14 protein-coding genes are annotated in these 16891 nt (G+C 44.7%); 5 read left to right on the top strand and 9 right to left on the bottom strand.

Annotated elements, in window-relative coordinates:
- Positions 1 to 86: 86 nt before the first annotated feature.
- A complete protein-coding gene (locus K7A41_RS20470; RefSeq protein WP_265715247.1) occupies positions 87 to 2816 on the top strand; it encodes a DUF5695 domain-containing protein in 2730 nt (909 codons plus the stop codon).
- 96 nt (positions 2817 to 2912) lie between these two features.
- Here K7A41_RS20470 and K7A41_RS20465 read toward each other — a convergent pair whose 3' ends face one another.
- The 5 genes from K7A41_RS20465 to K7A41_RS20445 form a co-directional block, all read right to left on the bottom strand.
- Positions 2913 to 4076 (bottom strand): NRAMP family divalent metal transporter, encoded by a 1164-nt coding sequence (locus K7A41_RS20465; RefSeq protein WP_265715246.1) that lies wholly within the window; start codon positions 4074 to 4076, stop codon positions 2913 to 2915.
- Entirely contained in the window at positions 4073 to 4831 is a 759-nt protein-coding gene (locus K7A41_RS20460; protein ID WP_265715245.1) for a LamB/YcsF family protein, read from the bottom strand. The genes K7A41_RS20465 and K7A41_RS20460 overlap by 4 nt, the downstream gene beginning before the upstream one ends.
- The gene (locus K7A41_RS20455) at positions 4824 to 5780 is read right to left on the bottom strand and encodes a biotin-dependent carboxyltransferase family protein (RefSeq protein WP_265715242.1); all 957 of its coding nucleotides are present in this window, start codon (positions 5778 to 5780) and stop codon (positions 4824 to 4826) included. The genes K7A41_RS20460 and K7A41_RS20455 overlap by 8 nt, the downstream gene beginning before the upstream one ends.
- Entirely contained in the window at positions 5761 to 6495 is a 735-nt protein-coding gene (gene pxpB / locus K7A41_RS20450) for a 5-oxoprolinase subunit PxpB (RefSeq protein WP_265715241.1), read from the bottom strand. The genes K7A41_RS20455 and pxpB overlap by 20 nt, the downstream gene beginning before the upstream one ends.
- Positions 6496 to 6708: 213 nt before the next feature.
- Positions 6709 to 10092, bottom strand: coding sequence for a TonB-dependent receptor (locus K7A41_RS20445; RefSeq protein WP_265715240.1), 3384 nt, complete (start codon positions 10090 to 10092; stop codon positions 6709 to 6711).
- Between the two features lie 468 nt (positions 10093 to 10560).
- On the opposite strand from K7A41_RS20445, the gene K7A41_RS20440 reads away from it, so the two are divergent.
- A complete protein-coding gene (locus K7A41_RS20440; RefSeq protein WP_265715239.1) occupies positions 10561 to 11037 on the top strand; it encodes a hypothetical protein in 477 nt (158 codons plus the stop codon).
- Between the two features lie 69 nt (positions 11038 to 11106).
- Here the strand turns inward: K7A41_RS20440 and K7A41_RS20435 are convergent, their stop codons facing one another.
- The 4 genes from K7A41_RS20435 to K7A41_RS20420 form a co-directional block, all read right to left on the bottom strand.
- Complete coding sequence (locus tag K7A41_RS20435; protein WP_028070053.1) at positions 11107 to 11919, bottom strand: M48 family metallopeptidase; 813 nt, start codon at positions 11917 to 11919, stop codon at positions 11107 to 11109.
- A 176-nt stretch (positions 11920 to 12095) separates the two neighbouring features.
- On the bottom strand, positions 12096 to 12746 hold the full coding sequence (gene plsY / locus K7A41_RS20430; RefSeq protein ID WP_265715237.1) for a glycerol-3-phosphate 1-O-acyltransferase PlsY: 651 nt from the start codon (positions 12744 to 12746) through the stop codon (positions 12096 to 12098).
- A gap of 16 nt (positions 12747 to 12762) precedes the next feature.
- Positions 12763 to 13620 (bottom strand): carboxylating nicotinate-nucleotide diphosphorylase, encoded by an 858-nt coding sequence (gene nadC, locus K7A41_RS20425; RefSeq protein ID WP_028070051.1) that lies wholly within the window; start codon positions 13618 to 13620, stop codon positions 12763 to 12765.
- A 79-nt stretch (positions 13621 to 13699) separates the two neighbouring features.
- Positions 13700 to 14155: a DUF4783 domain-containing protein gene (locus K7A41_RS20420; protein ID WP_028070050.1), complete on the bottom strand. Its 456-nt coding sequence runs from the start codon at positions 14153 to 14155 to the stop codon at positions 13700 to 13702.
- 175 nt (positions 14156 to 14330) lie between these two features.
- Here K7A41_RS20420 and gpmI point away from each other — a divergent pair, with 175 nt between their 5' ends.
- The 3 genes from gpmI (at position 14331) to K7A41_RS20405 (ending at position 16882) form a co-directional block, all read left to right on the top strand.
- Complete coding sequence (gpmI, locus tag K7A41_RS20415) at positions 14331 to 15863, top strand: 2,3-bisphosphoglycerate-independent phosphoglycerate mutase (RefSeq protein ID WP_265715236.1); 1533 nt, start codon at positions 14331 to 14333, stop codon at positions 15861 to 15863.
- A complete protein-coding gene (locus tag K7A41_RS20410) occupies positions 15844 to 16431 on the top strand; it encodes a hypothetical protein (protein WP_265715235.1) in 588 nt (195 codons plus the stop codon). Before gpmI ends, K7A41_RS20410 begins: the two co-directional genes overlap by 20 nt.
- Positions 16432 to 16582: 151 nt before the next feature.
- A complete protein-coding gene (locus K7A41_RS20405; RefSeq protein ID WP_265715234.1) occupies positions 16583 to 16882 on the top strand; it encodes a hypothetical protein in 300 nt (99 codons plus the stop codon).
- Positions 16883 to 16891 lie beyond the last annotated feature (9 nt).

Genomic DNA, 16891 nt, shown 5'->3' with positions numbered 1-16891 from the left:
AGCATAAAAAAAGCTTGCAATAACACATATTTGTACTTATTGAAGGGGCTCACCCCACCAAATCATGGACTGATAAATCTAACGGAATGAATATCAAAAAAAAATACTGTCTGCTTTCTACCTTTTTATATCTATCTGTTACCCCGGGACTATTTGCCCAACAGAACGAACATCCGGTATGGCAGGCGGTTCAAAAGCAAACTGCTACATTAGGGATTGATAAAGGATACAGGAGTTTTCAACTACAGAAGCTCAAAATCAAAATACTCAATTCTTCGCAGACACTATCCTCGCTACAAAAAACAGATGAAGACGATAATTTCGACTACACTCCTGCCGGGATGTTGAACAGGCGCGACCGCAACAATTTTTTCCATTTTGGTGATATCAACCTCCGCATCCGGAAAAAAGGTGAAGCAGCGTGGTCAACTTATTCCTCAGCCAGAGAACGTGTGCCAGTGACCAGACTCGACGCTTTCCTGCCCACCTTGGCCGCTGCCGACATGGGCCCCACATTGGGAGGCATCCCTCTACGGGTGACCCGCAGCTGGAAGAATGTTGACGGCGACCTGATACTGAGTTTTGAGATCAGTAATCCCACAGCACAAACCATAGAGATCGGATCACTGGGCATCCCCTTGCCCTTCAATAATAATATGGATGCAAAAAACCTCGACCAGGCCCATGCCGAAAATGTATTTTTCGATCCCTATATAGGTAAAGATGCAGGGTATCTGCAGGTAAATCACCTCCACGGGCTAGGGTCAAGTCTACTCGTGCTCCCCTACGAAAATGCCGCTTTTGAAGCCTATAACCCGTTGAATAGCGACCCAACACCAAGAAGCATTACATTTGAGGGATTCCATGAATGGATGATCCACACAAAAGCACATACAGAAACAGAATGGAAAGGTGTGGAGCAGTGGAATACAGCGACCTCCACTGTATTAGCGCCTAAAGCCTCGAAAACCTTTTCGCTGCGTTTTGTACTGGCCCCCAGCATCAGGGATATTGAGGGCGAACTACTCCGCAACAAGCGCCCCGTGGCGGTTGGTACACCGGGGTATGTGGTTCCATTGGATAACCCTGCCAACCTGTTTATAAAGCACAATCAGGCAATAAAAGACCTGAGCGTTTACCCTGATGCGGCACTCAGCATAAGCAAGCGAAAGCCAACAGCCTCAGGATGGCAGCATTACGAAGTAAAAGGCAATCGCTGGGGACGCGCACGGGTGACCGTAACTTATCAGGATGGTACTCAACAGACGATACATTATAAGGTCATCCAACCCGAAAAAAAGGTAGTCAACAGTCTAGGACATTTCCTGACCACCAGACAATGGTACGAAAATGACAACGATCTTTTCGGCCGTTCGCCTGCGGTGATTTCTTACGATTATGAGGAACAGCGGCAGATCACACAGGAACAGCGTGCATGGTACGCTGGGCTAAGCGACGAAGCTGGTGCGGCCAGCTGGCTGGCGGCCATCATGAAACAGATTGTACAGCCCAATCGCGATGAAATTGAGAAACTGAAGCACTTTGTCCACGAGACTATGTATGGCCGTATACAGCATACCTCGGGCGATAAAAAATATGGAGTAGTTAAAAGCCTTTTCTACTACGCACCCGACTCCATGCCTCCGGGCACGTACGATGACCGGATCAACTGGAAGACCTGGTCAGCCTGGTCGAAAAAAGAAGCCGACGATATCGGCCGTTCCTACAACTATCCCCACGTGGCTGCCGCACATTGGGTTATGTACCGATTAGCACGCAACTACAACAATCTGGTGCAGGAACACACTTGGGATACGTATCTTGACCGAGCCTTTCATACAGCCATAGCAATGGTGGAGAAAGCGCCTCATTACGCGCAGTTTGGCCAGATGGAGGGTAGTATATTCTTGATTATTCTGCAAGATCTACGCCGCGAAGGTCTGACAGACCGTGCAGATCAACTGGAGGCAGCCATGCGTAAGCGAGCCGTGCACTGGAAAGCCCTCAACTATCCTTTCGGCAGTGAGATGCCCTGGGATTCTACCGGTCAGGAAGAGGTGTACTTGTGGTCGCGGTTCTTTGGGTTTGACGACAAAGCACGCGTCACCCTCCAAGCCATTTTAGCTTACATGCCTACAGTACCTCACTGGGGCTACAATGGTAGCGCCCGTCGCTATTGGGACTTCGTTTATGGAGGAAAGCTATCCCGTATCGAGCGGCAGTTGCATCACTACGGCTCGGCGCTCAATGCCATTCCGGTACTGACGGCCTTCCGTGATCAGCCCGATGATTTTTACCTCTTGCGGGTGGGTCATGCAGGCATGATGGGTGCTCTGGCCAACGTGACAGAAGATGGCTTCGGTCCCGCTGCATTCCACTCTTATCCGTCCACATTAGCCAATGACGGCATCAGTGGTGACTACGGTACTGGATTTTACGGTTATGCGGTCAACTCGGGAACTTATATTGTTGAACATCCAGAATTTGGCTGGCTGGCATTCAGCGGCAACCTCCGATCCGATAAGAAAGCCGTGCAGGTGGAGGTGACCACTGCTTCCCGGGGCCGCATTTTCCTGGCAAAAGAAAAACTTTGGCTTACGACGGACGCCGGCGAGATAGAGCACCTGTCCTATCAGCTTAAAGACAGAAGCGTCACACTTCACTTTGATACAAAAGATCAAGAGCTGAACACCCATGTATTACTAAATATCAATCCAGAGAGCGGATATGAGATCAAGGACATGAGCAGAGATCAATACGGCCGCTACCGGGTACCGCGAACAACTAAACAGGTGACCTTGACGAAGGCGAAATAATTTCTTTCCGCTACGGATTGTGCACCTGATTATTGCCCCGTTCACTAGCTGCACACACTGGATAGGTAAGCGACAGCATGGATATGAGCAACTTTCTCAGAGGAGGACTCGTATGCTCATCCATGCCATCAATAGTACGATCGCCGTCCCGATCAAGGTTAACACAGTCGGCTGTTTATACGATCCGACAATGTCCGGCTTATATGCTGCAATTAACATTACCGTGAGAGACACCGGCAATATGATTCCATTTATTGCACCGGCAAGTATAAGCAGATGTACAGGCTTACCTACTGAAACAAAGATCAGGGTAGAAATCAAAATAAAGGCGATAATGATCCAATTTTCATTTTTTGCGATCCTCCGGTCAAAGGTTTTGATAAACGAAACAGATGTGTAGGCCGAACCCACGATCGAGGTAATTGCAGCCGCAAACATGACGAGGCCAAACAGACGATAGCCAAAATTGCCGGCGGCAAGCTGAAATACCGATGCTGTCGGGTTGCCGTCATCGATAGCTACACCTTGACTTATCATACCCAAGGATGCTAAAAACAAGCAAATACGCACCAAAGACGCCACGGATATCCCCATGACTGCACTTCTATTGACGGTAGGCAACGCGCTGACACCCTTCACCCCGGCGTCAATCAGACGATGTCCGCCAGCAAAGGTAATGTAGCCCCCCACTGTTCCACCCACCAACGTAATGATGGAGACAAAATCCACTTTGATAGGAACTACAGTCCGCACCGCTGCTTCCTGCAGGGGTGGTGATGAAATCCAAGCAATATAGATAAAAGCCAGAATCATAATACCACCCATGAACTGGGTAAAACGGTCCATCGCTTTGCCTATCTGCTTGTTTAAAAATACTGCGATGGCAATAGCTGCAGCAATACAGGCGCTCGTTGTGACGTCGACACCGAAAAGTGCTTCCAGCCCCAACCCTGCACCAGCAACGTTACCGATATTAAATGCTAGACCACCAAGAATGATCAGCAAGGAAATAAATCCTCCCAGCCCTGGCAGCAGTTTATTGGCAATATCCTGTGCCCGCATTTCAGAGGCAGCAATAACGCGCCAGATATTTAACTGTACACCGATGTCAATCAAAATCGAAACGAGAATGACGAAGCCGAAGCTTGCACCGAGCGACTTGGTGAAGACGGTGGTCTGTGTCAGGAAACCCGGACCTATAGCCGAGGTGGCCATCAAGAGAGCTGCACCGATCAGGGCGCCCGTATTTCGCTGTTTCATAAAGGCAGTATATGGTATTCTTTTAATCGTTGATGGATGGTCTTAGCAAACTGTATTGCTGTCGCATTGTCACCGTGGAGACAGATGGTATCTGCCTGAATATCGACAGTTACGCCTTGTAGTGAAGTAACTTTGCCATCTTTCACCATGTTTATGACCTGCGATGCCGCCTGTTCAGGATCCCTGATGAGCGCATCCTCCTGGGAGCGCGGCGTCAAGGTGCCATCCTGCTGATATGTACGGTCGGCAAAGACCTCGTTGTACACCTTGAGCCCTTTGCTACGGCCCGCCCGAATCAGTTCACTGCCCGAAAGACCGTATAATATCAGCGCTGGATCCAGGTCATACACGGCCTGGGCAATTGCTTCGGCCAAGTCTGGACGCCGCGCAGCCATGTTATAGAGTGCACCATGCGGTTTAACATGATGGAGGTTTAAAGTCTGTACATGAGCACATGAAGCAAGAGCCCCAATCTGATACACCACCAGGTTATATACCTCTCTTGCCGTCACCTGCATTTCGCGGCGCCCAAAACCTGCCAGGTCCTGAAAGCCGGGGTGGGCGCCGACAGACACACCATGTTGCTTTGCGAGCGCAAGGGTATTCATCATCGTGGCAGGGTCTCCTGCATGGAAACCACAAGCAATGTTAACGGAGGATACATAGGGCAAGATAGCCTTATCGTCGCCCATTACCCAGGAGCCAAAGCTTTCGCCCATATCACAGTTCAGATCCACAGTAAGTTGATTATTCATATTTAAATGCTATTGCTCTTTTTAAGCGGTTTAACTGCGTCTGCTGTTTCTTCAGCAGCACTTGCGCCTGGTCCATGCTGATCCGTTCAAAACGGATAGGATCATTTGGTCCTTTTTGCGCTAGAAGCGACAGGTCTATCGTTGCTACCTGAGCGATCACCGGGTAACCACCTGTGGTTGGATGCTCAGCCATCAATATGATTGGGTTGCCATCAGGCGGCACCTGTATACTACCAAAGGTGACTGCCGTTGACAACAGTTCTTTGGGTTGCCTTAGATACAGAGGTGCAGATAATAGCCGGTACCCCATCCTGTCCGAATTGTTGCTAATCATAAATACATCCGAGAAAAACCCTTTTTGGGCCGCGCTTTCAAAGCACGCGAATTGTGGCCCTTCGATCACCCGAATGACTTCCGTGCCCAGCTTAGGATATATACTGAGATCCATGCTCCAGTGAAATACAGCTTGCTCGCCTTGATAACAACGGCGGAAAGCAATTTTATCTCCTTCCTGCAACTGCCGCCCTTGCCAGCCACCCATATGGCCTTTGCTATAGGTCGATCTACTGCCCAACAATTCCGGGACCTCAAGTCCGCCTTGAAAACAAATATAAGTGCGGCAGCCTAAATTTGCCCGGCCGAAAGAGAGCAGTGAGCCAGCCGCGACGCAAACCGGTTTCCACATCGGCACAGATTGCCTCCCAATCCTAGGTGACAGATCTGCCCCCGTCAAACAAATAAGCTGTTCCTTCTCGAAGTAGATCGTGGGACCAAGAAGCGTGCACTCAATCGCTGCTTCATTATCTGCATTCCCGAGGATGCTATTGCCGAGACGAAGCGCATAACTATCCATTGCACCGCTCACGGGCATACCGTAGCGCTGCAGCCCATAGCGTCCTAAGTCCTGTATCGTTGTCAGCATCCCCGCTTTAACGATCCTGATACCCATTTCTTTTTGTTTTTAGTTGTACAAACTCATTATAAGTTATGGGGACAAAACATACATGATCCCCCATTTCAAGTAGCGATGGTCGCTCCTTGCCAAGGTCGAACAGCTGCAGTGGGGTATGACCTATTATCTGCCAGCCCCCGGGAGTCGCCATTGGATACACGCCAGTCTGTTGTCCGGCTATACCCACCGCCCCGGCTTCAATCTTCAGACGCGGCACTTCTTTTCGCGGTGTCGCGATGCGGCTGTCCATTCCGCCCAAATAAGGAAAACCCGGAACAAAACCGAGCATATAGACCAAGTAATCTCTTTCACTATGAATACGGATAACATCATCCTCAGACAGTCCATTGTATTCTGCGACATAAGCCAGGTCTTCCCCATTATAATAGACGGGAATCTCCTTTTTTGCACTTTTATATTCGTTGTGAGCGGGAATATCCTGTATGATGCTTGAGAAAGCTGACAAGAGCTGTTTGTAGGAAATCAGCAGCGGATCATAGTAAATCGTTATCGTTGTATAGGCAGGAACATACTCTATAACACCAGTCTGGGACCAGTTCTCGATACAATTAGCAACCCGTCGAATCTGCGCATTGACTGCCTCGGAAATGGTATCACCAAAAGAAAGCACCAGCGCCTGATCTCCCAACGGATAATGTAAAATGGAACAAGGCAATGTCATATCTATCAGCCGATCGGGGGAGATGTCCATAATTTATATTTTATAATCTATCTATACAAAGATTATAAATACCAGCCGATAATCAAAAACAATTACATACTGAAGTACCGCCAAGTCCAGACCAATTTCGTCCGTTCATCGGTAAAAATATTGGTATTTCAATAAAAAAGCAGAATAAACTAGTTATTCTGCTTAGAAAGTGATAAATATACTAATTAAATAGTATTAAGATCTGAACCCCTATTAAAATGTATACCTAACTCCCAGTTGCATTTGCCAAGTAGTTCCTAAAGTACTTACATTTTGGAATGGAGTTGTTGGCAGTTCGCCATTGATCACATTCATATTAAATTCAGGAATTCCAGAGACTGGAGTAGAAGCAGTATTCAAAACTGGCTTTCCATTATTTACACCAGGGACCATCTTATTTCCGAATAACAGTTGACCATTATTTAAGCGACTTTGAATACCCCAATTCTTATTTATAAGATTTCCAAAGTTTATAACGTCCAAGCTTAACTGTAAGGAGTTTTTACGGCCACCAATATTTGTAAATATATCTTGTAAGACTTTAACATCAAATCTATTCAACCATGGCATCAAGAAACCATTTCTAGGCAAGTATTTCCCTTGGTATTTTTCTAAGTCATTTTCTTTTACAAATTTTTCCAAAGCCTCTGCCTGCTGAGCCGCTGTAAATAAGACTTTTCCATTTGCATCAACGCGATCAACAAATGTCAGAGAACTTAAATTTTTTGGCAAATAAATTAGATCCGCGTTTTGACCATCTCTATTAATGTCAGAATAATAGGTATACGAGAATCTACCTTGCGATGATCCGTTATAATAGATTCCAATAGTGGTAGCTAAATGGTTAGCATATTCCAACCGATAACTCAAATTCGCGACAACTCGATGTGGGATAGCGAACGCTGAAGGATGTAATATTTGGTCATTAGGGCCATTAACTGTTGCAGATCCGCCCCATGCTGAGCTAGCGCTCGATCCTGCATTTGCTGATACCTCTTTCGCACTCGCATAGTTGTAAAATATGCTTCCGCTGAATCCTTTGTAATTAGGAACGCTGATACCCAATGTTGCACTTACGGCATGCCCTTTAACATTAGTGTTGGTTAATACGGTAGCACTATTTGCACCAATTTTGCTATTGTAAGCACTAGCATTGGCTCCGTTTGGATAGAACGCACGATTATCACCATAGTCACCTTCATCGCCAGAAGCGCCATAATTTAGGAACGTCGTTGGAGTTCTCCTGTTCGCTCCTAACTGGAATACCGCGTTAATATCTTTTGTGTACAAGAAATCACCTGACAATACAAATGGGGAATTCGGTATCTTATAGTCCGCGCCAAGACTAGTTCTCCAAACCATAGGCATTTTAAAGTCCCGATCGACTAAAGCAAAAGATGATGGAGCTCCTTCATTTGGAGTTTTAATAAAGACTGCCTCTGCTCCTTTTGGCACATTGTTGAGATAATAGTAAGGGTCAGTGTTAAATCTAATATTTCCAATCCAATCTTTGACAGCATCGTAAGATCCTGGCTCAACAGTATTCTGTAAAACGCCTGCATTTGTTGGCATATTTGTCAACCAAACAAATGGTACGCGCCCCGAAAACATACCTGTACCGCCTCGGAGAACTAACGAACGATCGTTAAACACATCATAGTTAAAGCCAATACGTGGGGAAATCATTAACTGCGATTTAGGCCATAATCCAGAGTTATAATTCTTCGGATTACCATTGATATCCAGCAATCTTAGCGCATCTATGGATGGGTTAGCGGTTAACTTATTTAAATAAATCGGAAGTTCTGCACGAACACCATAAGTCATTGTGAAATTGTCTGTCACAGACCATTTATCTTGTGCGTACAACGACGCTAAACCAAAATTAATACGAGAATATGTGTCTTTTCCTTCATAAGGATAAGTCACCCCATACATGATTGGGGCTACTTCTTGTGCTGTACCAGTTTTAAGAAAGTCATCTACAGAAGCATAACGATAGTATGAGGTCCCCATTCGAGTATACGAATTCCCAAAATTTTGGATTTCAAAGGCTCCACCAAATGTAAAAGTATGTCTATCAGTTTTATATGTTAAGTTATTTGTAAATGAATAGTTGTTATTTATAACATCGTTTTTATAAGAAAATAACTCCGTACCGAAACTCATATAATTGCTTCCGTTCGCAGAACCGTCCCAAATATCAACAAATGGGAACAATTGGTCACTCGGGGTACTCCGTGTATCCTGAATTCTAGTATAAGTCGCTAAAAACTGATTGGATAGTTGCGAATTGAAATTAGAGTTTAATTCAGCAGTGATTGATCTCACAATATTCTTAAATGCATAATTTCCATTTTCAAATGTAATTGATCGATCGCTTACGCGGTTTGTTTGACTTCTTGGATATGGTCCGGAATTACCATTTGCAACTTGCATGGAGTTACCAACAACTTGATTATAACGAAGAGCGAACTTATGTTTTTCATTAATATTCCAATCTAAACGTGCTAGGAACTTTGTACTGCTCTCCTTTGCTTCATTCGCATAACCTTCATATCTACCTGGATCGTATCCCCAAACATTAATTAAATGATTACGAACAGCTTCAAGCTCGGAACGTTTTGTTCTAGCGATATTATTATCAGGGTCTGCTACACCATTTTCCGATGCTCTCCAAAGGTTAGCGCCTGAAGCATTAGCTCCCGTAGCTTCCTCCCGCTCAGCGTTAACAAATAAGAATAACTTGTCCTTTATAATTGGTCCTCCCAAACGAAATCCAAAATTTTTCTTTGCAGCATCAACTTTGTCCAAAGTGATATCTTCTATTTTTCTCCCTTGCAAGTTTTGGTTTTGCAAATAATAATAAGCTGAGCCTTCTATTCTATTTGTACCACTCCTCGTTACCGCATTTATACCTGCTCCTGTAAAGCCCGATTGAGTGATATCAAATGGAGCAATATTCACACTAATTTGTTCAATGGCATCTAACGAAATAGGTTGTGAATTACCACCAGGGATAGGATTAGAGCTTAATCCAAATCCATTGTTGAAATTTGCTCCATCTATTTGCAAGTTATTGTAACGCGCATCCCTTCCTGCAAATGAGTTACCATTGGCTTGAGGAGTCAATTTTGTAAAGTCGGTAATACTTCTATTAATTTGAGGTAGGTTTTGTATAACCTTCTGACCAATACTTGTTGACGCTCCTGTTTTTTGCGCATTAATTGCATGCCCAGTCACAACAACTTCCCCTAAGGTGGTACTGTTATCTGCAAAAACTGGATTTAAAACAAACGGTTCCCCCAATTGTAAATACACATCTTCATATACAATAGGTTGTTGGCCCACATAAGTCACTTCAATGCGGTAAGGTCCTCCAACACGCATAGCTGGCAAGTTGAATCGGCCTGCCGCGTTCGATGAACCAGAATACACGGTTCCTGAAGGCACGTGTGTTGCCTTGATTGTTGCTCCTGAAGTTAAACTGCCGTTTGACTCTTTTACAATACCTGTAACGCTACTTGTTGTCACCTGAGCTTGTACTGCACCATAGCTGGCCATAACAAGAGCGAAAAAGAGTAAAGATCTTTTCATATAATGTGATTTGTTAAAAAATGTTAAGCAAAATTACTAACAGATTTTAAATAACAAAGGAGTTAATATAAACTTAACATACTACAGCACATCTACTTTATATAACTATGTCCGAATACTGCTTTCTTCAACACAATTTTTAACCAAAAAAAACGTTATAACATATTTTAAACCGCGATATGAAATGTTTCTAACAGACCTCAAATAGTTTTCCACATCGTACCTGACATTTCCTTTTGTAACAACATTCTTCCATTTATCCATTTACCTTTCGGAAAAAATAGACTAACTTTCTGTTAGCCAAAAATGACTTGATAAACTCATTTTTTTTGCAGCAAAACAGCTACAAAGCCAAATATTTACCACCGAATAATAAACTATTCGAAATGCACTGTGGTTTCTTTAGAAAAATGTTTTTAAAATCAGGAACTTTTTGGAAATTCGCACACCTTTATAATTCTTTGTTTCATGGAAGACGGTATTCAAAATTCTTCTTTTCAGGAGCCTGCAGATATTAAGTTGTCGCCTGCTGGACTATCCTTTTTAGCCTCGGCCGCCAAATGGGCCAACTTTTTGGCTATCATCTGTTTTATTTTTATCGGCATATCAGCGCTGACTATGATCGGCCTGATATTCGGCTCCAGCGCGCTGTCGCTTGGGCAGGGTGAATATGTCGCTGCCGGGGCCCTATCTACCTTCGGCATCTTGTATCTGTTGCTCCTTGCGTTCGCCTGCCTGCCCATTTATTTCTTGTATAACTTTGGAGCAAAGGCAAAAAAAGCAATTGACACCCGCGACAACATCCAATTGGAACTATGTTTTGACGCGCTGAAAAAGCACTATAAATTCATTGGGATCATCGTCATCATTACCATCGCCTTCAACCTGATGGGACTGATCTTAGGTGTTTTCTTTGGCATATCTGACGCAATTGCCGGCGTATAGCACCGGAAAAGAAAAAAGAGCATGCCAAATTAATGCCATGCTCTTTCCTTATGTATATAAACTATTCTTCTACTTCCGGTAATACTTCATGGCAGCTGGTATCTGCCTTTGTATATCGGCAATACGTCTAGCGTCGCTCGGGTGGGTACTCAAAAACTCAGGCTGCCCTTTTTGGCTGCCTGCCGCCATACGCTTCCAGAAACCAACCGCCTCGTTCGGATCGTATCCAGCCAAGGCCATGATAATGAGCCCCGCAGCATCAGCAGACGACTCGTCACTGCGTGAAAACTTCAGCTGCGCCAAGCTGCCACCCAAACCATACAGGTTATTGAATACGCCCAATGCTGTACTGCCGGATATGCCTGCCGCCGATCCCAGTATCTGACCGCCCATCTGTAAGGCCATCTGATTGGATGCCTGCGCCACGGAATGCTCCTCAATCGCGTGCGCGATTTCATGCCCCATAACCGTCGCCAGCCCCGCTTCAGTACGCGTCACAGGCAAGATACCGGTATATACCGCAACTTTACCTCCCGGCATACACCAGGCATTGACGTCATCGCTCTTTACCAGATTAAATTCCCAGTTAAAATTAAACTTATTGCCCATCCCCTTACTTTGCAAATACTGATTGACGGCTGTAGCCAATCGATTGCCAACACGTTTTACCATCGCCGCATCGGCAGTACCAGTCACGACCTTCGAACTGTTTTTGGACAAGAAATCTTTATAAGCCAATGCAGCTTGCTGATTGACCTGATCTGCACTGACCAATTTCAAATATTTTTTACCGGTCACCGCTGACGTTGCACAGCCGGACAACCCCGATGCCAGCACCGCACAAGCTAATGCCATAGCTGAATACTTAATCATGCCTTTCATATGTATATTTTTATTTCTTCGTGTTCGTTTCAATTGCATTCATGGACCCCTAGAGCCCAACTCTATTATTCAATGGCCATAGGATATATCCCGCCTTATTTTCAGTGACCTGAAGTTAGTCCGGATATCGCATCATAATCTATGGCATACTTTTCAAAAGAATACAATTATTGTGCCTATTCTTTAGGTTCGGCTTTTTTCTTGAACAGATAAATTTTGGATTCATGCCCCTTCAACAGCCGTTCAATGTTTTTTTGGTGAGTAATCAGCAGTAAGATACAGATTGCCATCCCATACAGCAGCACGGAAGGGATAGTGGTCTTAAATACAAATGCTAAGCTGAAAGGGAATGCAAATCCTGCTGAAATGGAGCTTAGTGACACATAATGTGTCGTCAGCAGGATAATAATAAATACCGACACGCAGAGCAATGCCGCCGGTGTATGGATAGCCAATATCATCCCAAAAAGGGTAGCAACTCCCTTACCGCCCCGAAACCCTGCAAATACAGGAAAGAGATGTCCCAATACAGCTATGACGCCCAGAGCCAGCTGAAAATTCACAAATTGAACATCGCTCGTGTTTTGTCCGAGCTCAATAAGATAGGCCAGATTCGTTGCAGTCCAGCCTTTAAATATATCCACAAACATCACAATGGAGCCCGCCTTCGGCCCCAGCACCCTAAAGGTATTAGTCGCTCCAGCATTACCGCTCCCATACTCACGAACATCTACCCCATAAAATGCTTGGCCCAACCAGACTGCTGTAGGTATTGAACCAAACAAATAAGCTAGTAATACTGCAATTACTAAATAAATCGATATCATTAAATTAAATCAGTTCTTATATTAATTTGGCTTTCAAACTAAGATCCAGGCTTTTGACACTGTGAGTCAAAGCTCCTACCGAAATATAGTCTACGCCAGCTTCCGCATATGACCGAATTGTCTCAAATGTTATTCCTCCAGAAGCCTCTGTCTTGAATCGATGATCGATAATCTGCACAGCTTTGGCCACATCCTCAGGTGAAAAATTATCCAACATGATTCGGTCCACTTCGCCAAAGTTAAGAACTTCGTCAAGCTCCGCAAAATTTCGGACTTCAATTTCTATTTCTATTGGTTTATTTAATTGCTTTCTATAGGCATTTGCCCTGGTCAGCGCCGGCACGATTCCACCACTATAATCCACATGATTATCCTTGATCAAAATCATGTCGTATAGCCCAAAGCGGTGATTGGTACCTCCGCCGATACGGACGGCCTCCTTTTCCAGTACCCGCAACAAAGGGGTGGTTTTGCGTGTATCCAACACCTGTGTGCCTGTACCTTTTAAAAGGTCAACATACTTTCGGGTGGTCGTCGCAATGCCGCTCATTCGTTGCATTACATTGAGCACCAGCCGTTCAGCCAGCAAAATACTCTGAATATGGCCACGCACATAAAAAGCGATGTCACCGACTTTCACTTCGCTACCATCCTGGATAAATACCTCACAGCTCAAGGTCTCATCGATATAGGCCATGATCGCCTGTGCAACTTCGATTCCCGCTAAAATACCATCATCCTTTACAATCAGCTTCGCCTCACCCTGCGCTCCCGCTTCGATGGTCGACAACGAGGTATGATCCCCATCTCCTATATCTTCCGCAACGGCCTGTTTTACAAATTGCGCTAAATAGTCCTTGATTTCCTTCTCCATAAATGCCATTTATTTAGGCTAAGATGTGGAATAATTTTTTAATGGAAAAATAGAATGCTAAAAAAATATTCGGCTACAATCAGCTTTTGTCGATCCGGAGCTCCTCAATGGTATTGTGATTGGACCCCGTCCCGATCTTGATAAACACCCGGTAGCTGGCCTGCTCAGTAGTCAATGAAAACGTAAAAAACTGATAGCCATTATTAGTGCTGCTGTTTTGCGTGAGTTTCACGGCTTTGGGCTTGTGCTGATTGAAAAAAGTCCCCAGCATAATTTCTGACTGATATTTTGTATAGACACCATTTTCACCCAACAACGATAAGGTGAGATTGGAACCAAAATATTTCGCTAAGTTCTTGGCATTACCTTCTTTCAAATAGGTTTTGAGCTCCTCCGAAATACTGCCCAAAGATTCTTCCTCCGCCCATATTGTTGGCCGAACTGCGTTTAAATCCTTTGATAGGTGCCCGAGGGCGTCAGTGTGTATGAAAAGGCTATAAACAAATATGAATACGCAATGGCTTAAAATTTTCATATAGCTCAAAAATAATATAGAACAGTTTCCATAGCAGATACAATCAATCATTAGGTAAGCATAGTTTACAGCACATAAACTATGCCACAAACCTATGAAATTATTGCATATAAACAAGGGAAGTTTTTGAACATGCATTGACAGTATCTAAAATTAAGGTTATCTTTGTTATACGATGAATAAGAAAAAAGTTGCACTCATGATCCTAGACGGACTAGGATATGGAAAACATGATAAATCAAACGCAGTTGAAGCTGCCAGTACCCCATTTTTAGATCATTTATTGGAAACCTATCCCAACTCCACGCTGGAAGCTTCCGGTGAAGCCGTTGGCCTGCCTGATGGACAGATGGGCAACTCCGAAGTCGGCCACATGAATCTCGGCGCCGGAAGGATTGTTTACCAAGAGCTTGGGCGAATCCACAAAGCCGTCAATGACGGTGTGTTTAACACCGATATCGTAATTCAGGACGCATTCAAATATGCAATCGAAAACAATAAAAAAGTACATTTTATAGGTCTGCTTTCTGATGGAGGGGTACATGCCCATACCAAACACCTGAAAGGCTTATGCGACGCCGCCAAACATGCAGGACTGAGTAGCAGGCAGGTATTTATCCACGCCTTTTTGGATGGCCGCGATACCGATCCAAATTCGGGTATCGGCTATGTAAAGGATCTTCAGGAATACCTGGGACACAGTGCCGGTACCTTAGCCTCAGCAATTGGCCGCTATTATGCAATGGACCGCGATAATCGATGGGAACGCGTTAAACTGGCCTATGACCTGCTGGTGAAGGGCCAAGGAGAAAAATCTACCGACTTGGTTGCTGCTATCCAAAAGTCCTACGATGAGGGGGTCACTGATGAGTTCGTAAAACCCATCGCCCTAGTCGACGCCGCAGGTACTCCGTTAGCAACTATTCAGGAAGGTGATGTGGTCTTCTGCTATAATTTCCGGACAGACCGTGGACGTGAGATCACCATTGCGCTCACCCAAAAGGCTTTTCCTGAATACGACTTAAAGCCGTTGGATCTGTACTACATCACGATGACCTCGTACGATGACACCTTCCAGAACGTACGCGTTGTCTTCCAGAAAGATAATTTAACCAATACACTGGGTGAAGTACTCGAAGCCAACAACAAAACACAGACCCGTATTGCCGAGACGGAAAAATATCCACATGTGACATTTTTCTTCTCCGGTGGCCGCGAGCAGGAGTTCAAAGGCGAAAATCGCCTCTTGGTACCTTCACCAAAAGTCGCCACCTACGATCTGCAGCCCGAGATGTCTGCTAAAGGTGTCACCGAAGCTATCGTCAAAGACATGGAAACCTTACAGCCCGACTTTATCTGCCTGAATTTTGCGAATCCGGATATGGTAGGCCACACAGGTGTGTTTGAAGCGGTAGTCAAAGCTGTAGAGACTGTTGACCAATGTACCCAAACGGTGGTGGAAACTGGACTCAAAAATGGCTACTCCTTTATCATCCTTGCCGACCATGGCAACTCCGAGTTTATGATCAATGAGGATGGTTCGCCCAACACTGCGCATACCACCAACTTGGTTCCTTGTATCCTGATCGATGATCAATACAAAAAAATTGCAGATGGAAAATTAGGAGATATTGCACCAACGGTCCTTAAACTGCTGGGTGTCGATATTCCCGTTGAAATGACAGGAAATGTATTGGTATCTGAATAATAAATTGTATAAAAACTTACGTGGCGCACTCCCCTTGTTAGCGGGCAGTGCGCTGCTTTTTTGGAGTTGCAGCACACCCACAGGACAAAAAAGCAACAAGAAAACAACGGATATTTTCTCCGTGGATTCCTTTTTTAATGCCGAAGCGCAACGCCTGCAGCAATCAAACCCCACGGTACTGAAATCCGTCAACAAGGATGGAGAGAAAGAACAGCGCGAACTCAAGATCGCCAATTGGAAAAACGAATTGTCTGCCTTCCAGTCTGCCGATATCAGTAAAAATTTTGATCCCTCGCTTTATCAGGTGAGCTCCGTTGACTGTATTACAGAGTTTACAGCCAAAAAGAAAACATTGCAAATACAAAAACTACGGATCGAATTTGACAAAAACGAAAAGGTAAAACATATACATATCGTAAAAAAAATTACCAATTCACTCTATGACAGTGACGAAAAACTGGATTATTACAGCGACTCGCTCTACCGCATCGTCAAACTTCAGGACGTACAGGGGCTGGATCCCAACCAATATGAAATTATCGGCCACTTTGTCCAAGTAAAAAAATAAAAATAATAAATGCAACACAATTGCTTGTTTATTATTTTGCTTATATTTGCCCTGTCTGCTGCTGTAAAAAGCAGCACTTATTACAGGGGCTCCCTTGATTCTTTGGGATCAAGGGTTTAAAACAGGTGGTTTCAACGTGCGAGGTATATCATTGAACAAGCTAGCAGCATTCACGCTCTTGCTGACTTTCTTAATAGGTCAGTTCATTGTCTATACCCATTCACACGAGCACGCCCACTTGTCCGTCGTGGATACCTGTACTAAAAAACAGCATGCGGACCATCCCAAATGTTCCATATGTGACCAGAACGCGCACACACAGCTGCTATTTCATTTTGACCAGACCGAATTCCTGCTGCCCGAACGCACCTTAACGTTTGGCCTGTTCCTGATCGTCGATCAAAAAGCCGAAGTGCTGCTGTCCGGCAATCGCGGTCCCCCCATCTGTTAATTTCCTTTT

It is taken from the genome of Sphingobacterium sp. InxBP1, assembly GCF_026191775.1.
GTDB classification, from domain to species: domain Bacteria; phylum Bacteroidota; class Bacteroidia; order Sphingobacteriales; family Sphingobacteriaceae; genus Sphingobacterium; species Sphingobacterium thalpophilum.
The sequence above is the reverse complement of the archived record's forward strand: the minus strand, read 5'-3'. Positions and strand labels throughout refer to the sequence as shown.

Excerpts from the sequence above, each read along its gene's own strand:
- K7A41_RS20440 (WP_265715239.1), top strand. The coding sequence starts at position 10,561 with ATGGAAGACGGTATTCAAAATTCTTCTTTTCAGGAGCCTGCAGATATT.
- K7A41_RS20455 (WP_265715242.1), bottom strand. The coding sequence starts at position 5,780 with ATGGGTATCAGGATCGTTAAAGCGGGGATGCTGACAACGATACAGGAC.
- gpmI (WP_265715236.1), top strand. The coding sequence starts at position 14,331 with ATGAATAAGAAAAAAGTTGCACTCATGATCCTAGACGGACTAGGATAT.
- plsY (WP_265715237.1), bottom strand. The coding sequence starts at position 12,746 with ATGATATCGATTTATTTAGTAATTGCAGTATTACTAGCTTATTTGTTT.
- K7A41_RS20420 (WP_028070050.1), bottom strand. The coding sequence starts at position 14,155 with ATGAAAATTTTAAGCCATTGCGTATTCATATTTGTTTATAGCCTTTTC.
- pxpB (WP_265715241.1), bottom strand. The coding sequence starts at position 6,495 with ATGGACATCTCCCCCGATCGGCTGATAGATATGACATTGCCTTGTTCC.
- K7A41_RS20465 (WP_265715246.1), bottom strand. The coding sequence starts at position 4,076 with ATGAAACAGCGAAATACGGGCGCCCTGATCGGTGCAGCTCTCTTGATG.
- K7A41_RS20445 (WP_265715240.1), bottom strand. The coding sequence starts at position 10,092 with ATGAAAAGATCTTTACTCTTTTTCGCTCTTGTTATGGCCAGCTATGGT.
- nadC (WP_028070051.1), bottom strand. The coding sequence starts at position 13,620 with ATGGAGAAGGAAATCAAGGACTATTTAGCGCAATTTGTAAAACAGGCC.
- K7A41_RS20470 (WP_265715247.1), top strand. The coding sequence starts at position 87 with ATGAATATCAAAAAAAAATACTGTCTGCTTTCTACCTTTTTATATCTA.
- K7A41_RS20460 (WP_265715245.1), bottom strand. The coding sequence starts at position 4,831 with ATGAATAATCAACTTACTGTGGATCTGAACTGTGATATGGGCGAAAGC.
- K7A41_RS20435 (WP_028070053.1), bottom strand. The coding sequence starts at position 11,919 with ATGAAAGGCATGATTAAGTATTCAGCTATGGCATTAGCTTGTGCGGTG.
- K7A41_RS20410 (WP_265715235.1), top strand. The coding sequence starts at position 15,844 with ATGTATTGGTATCTGAATAATAAATTGTATAAAAACTTACGTGGCGCA.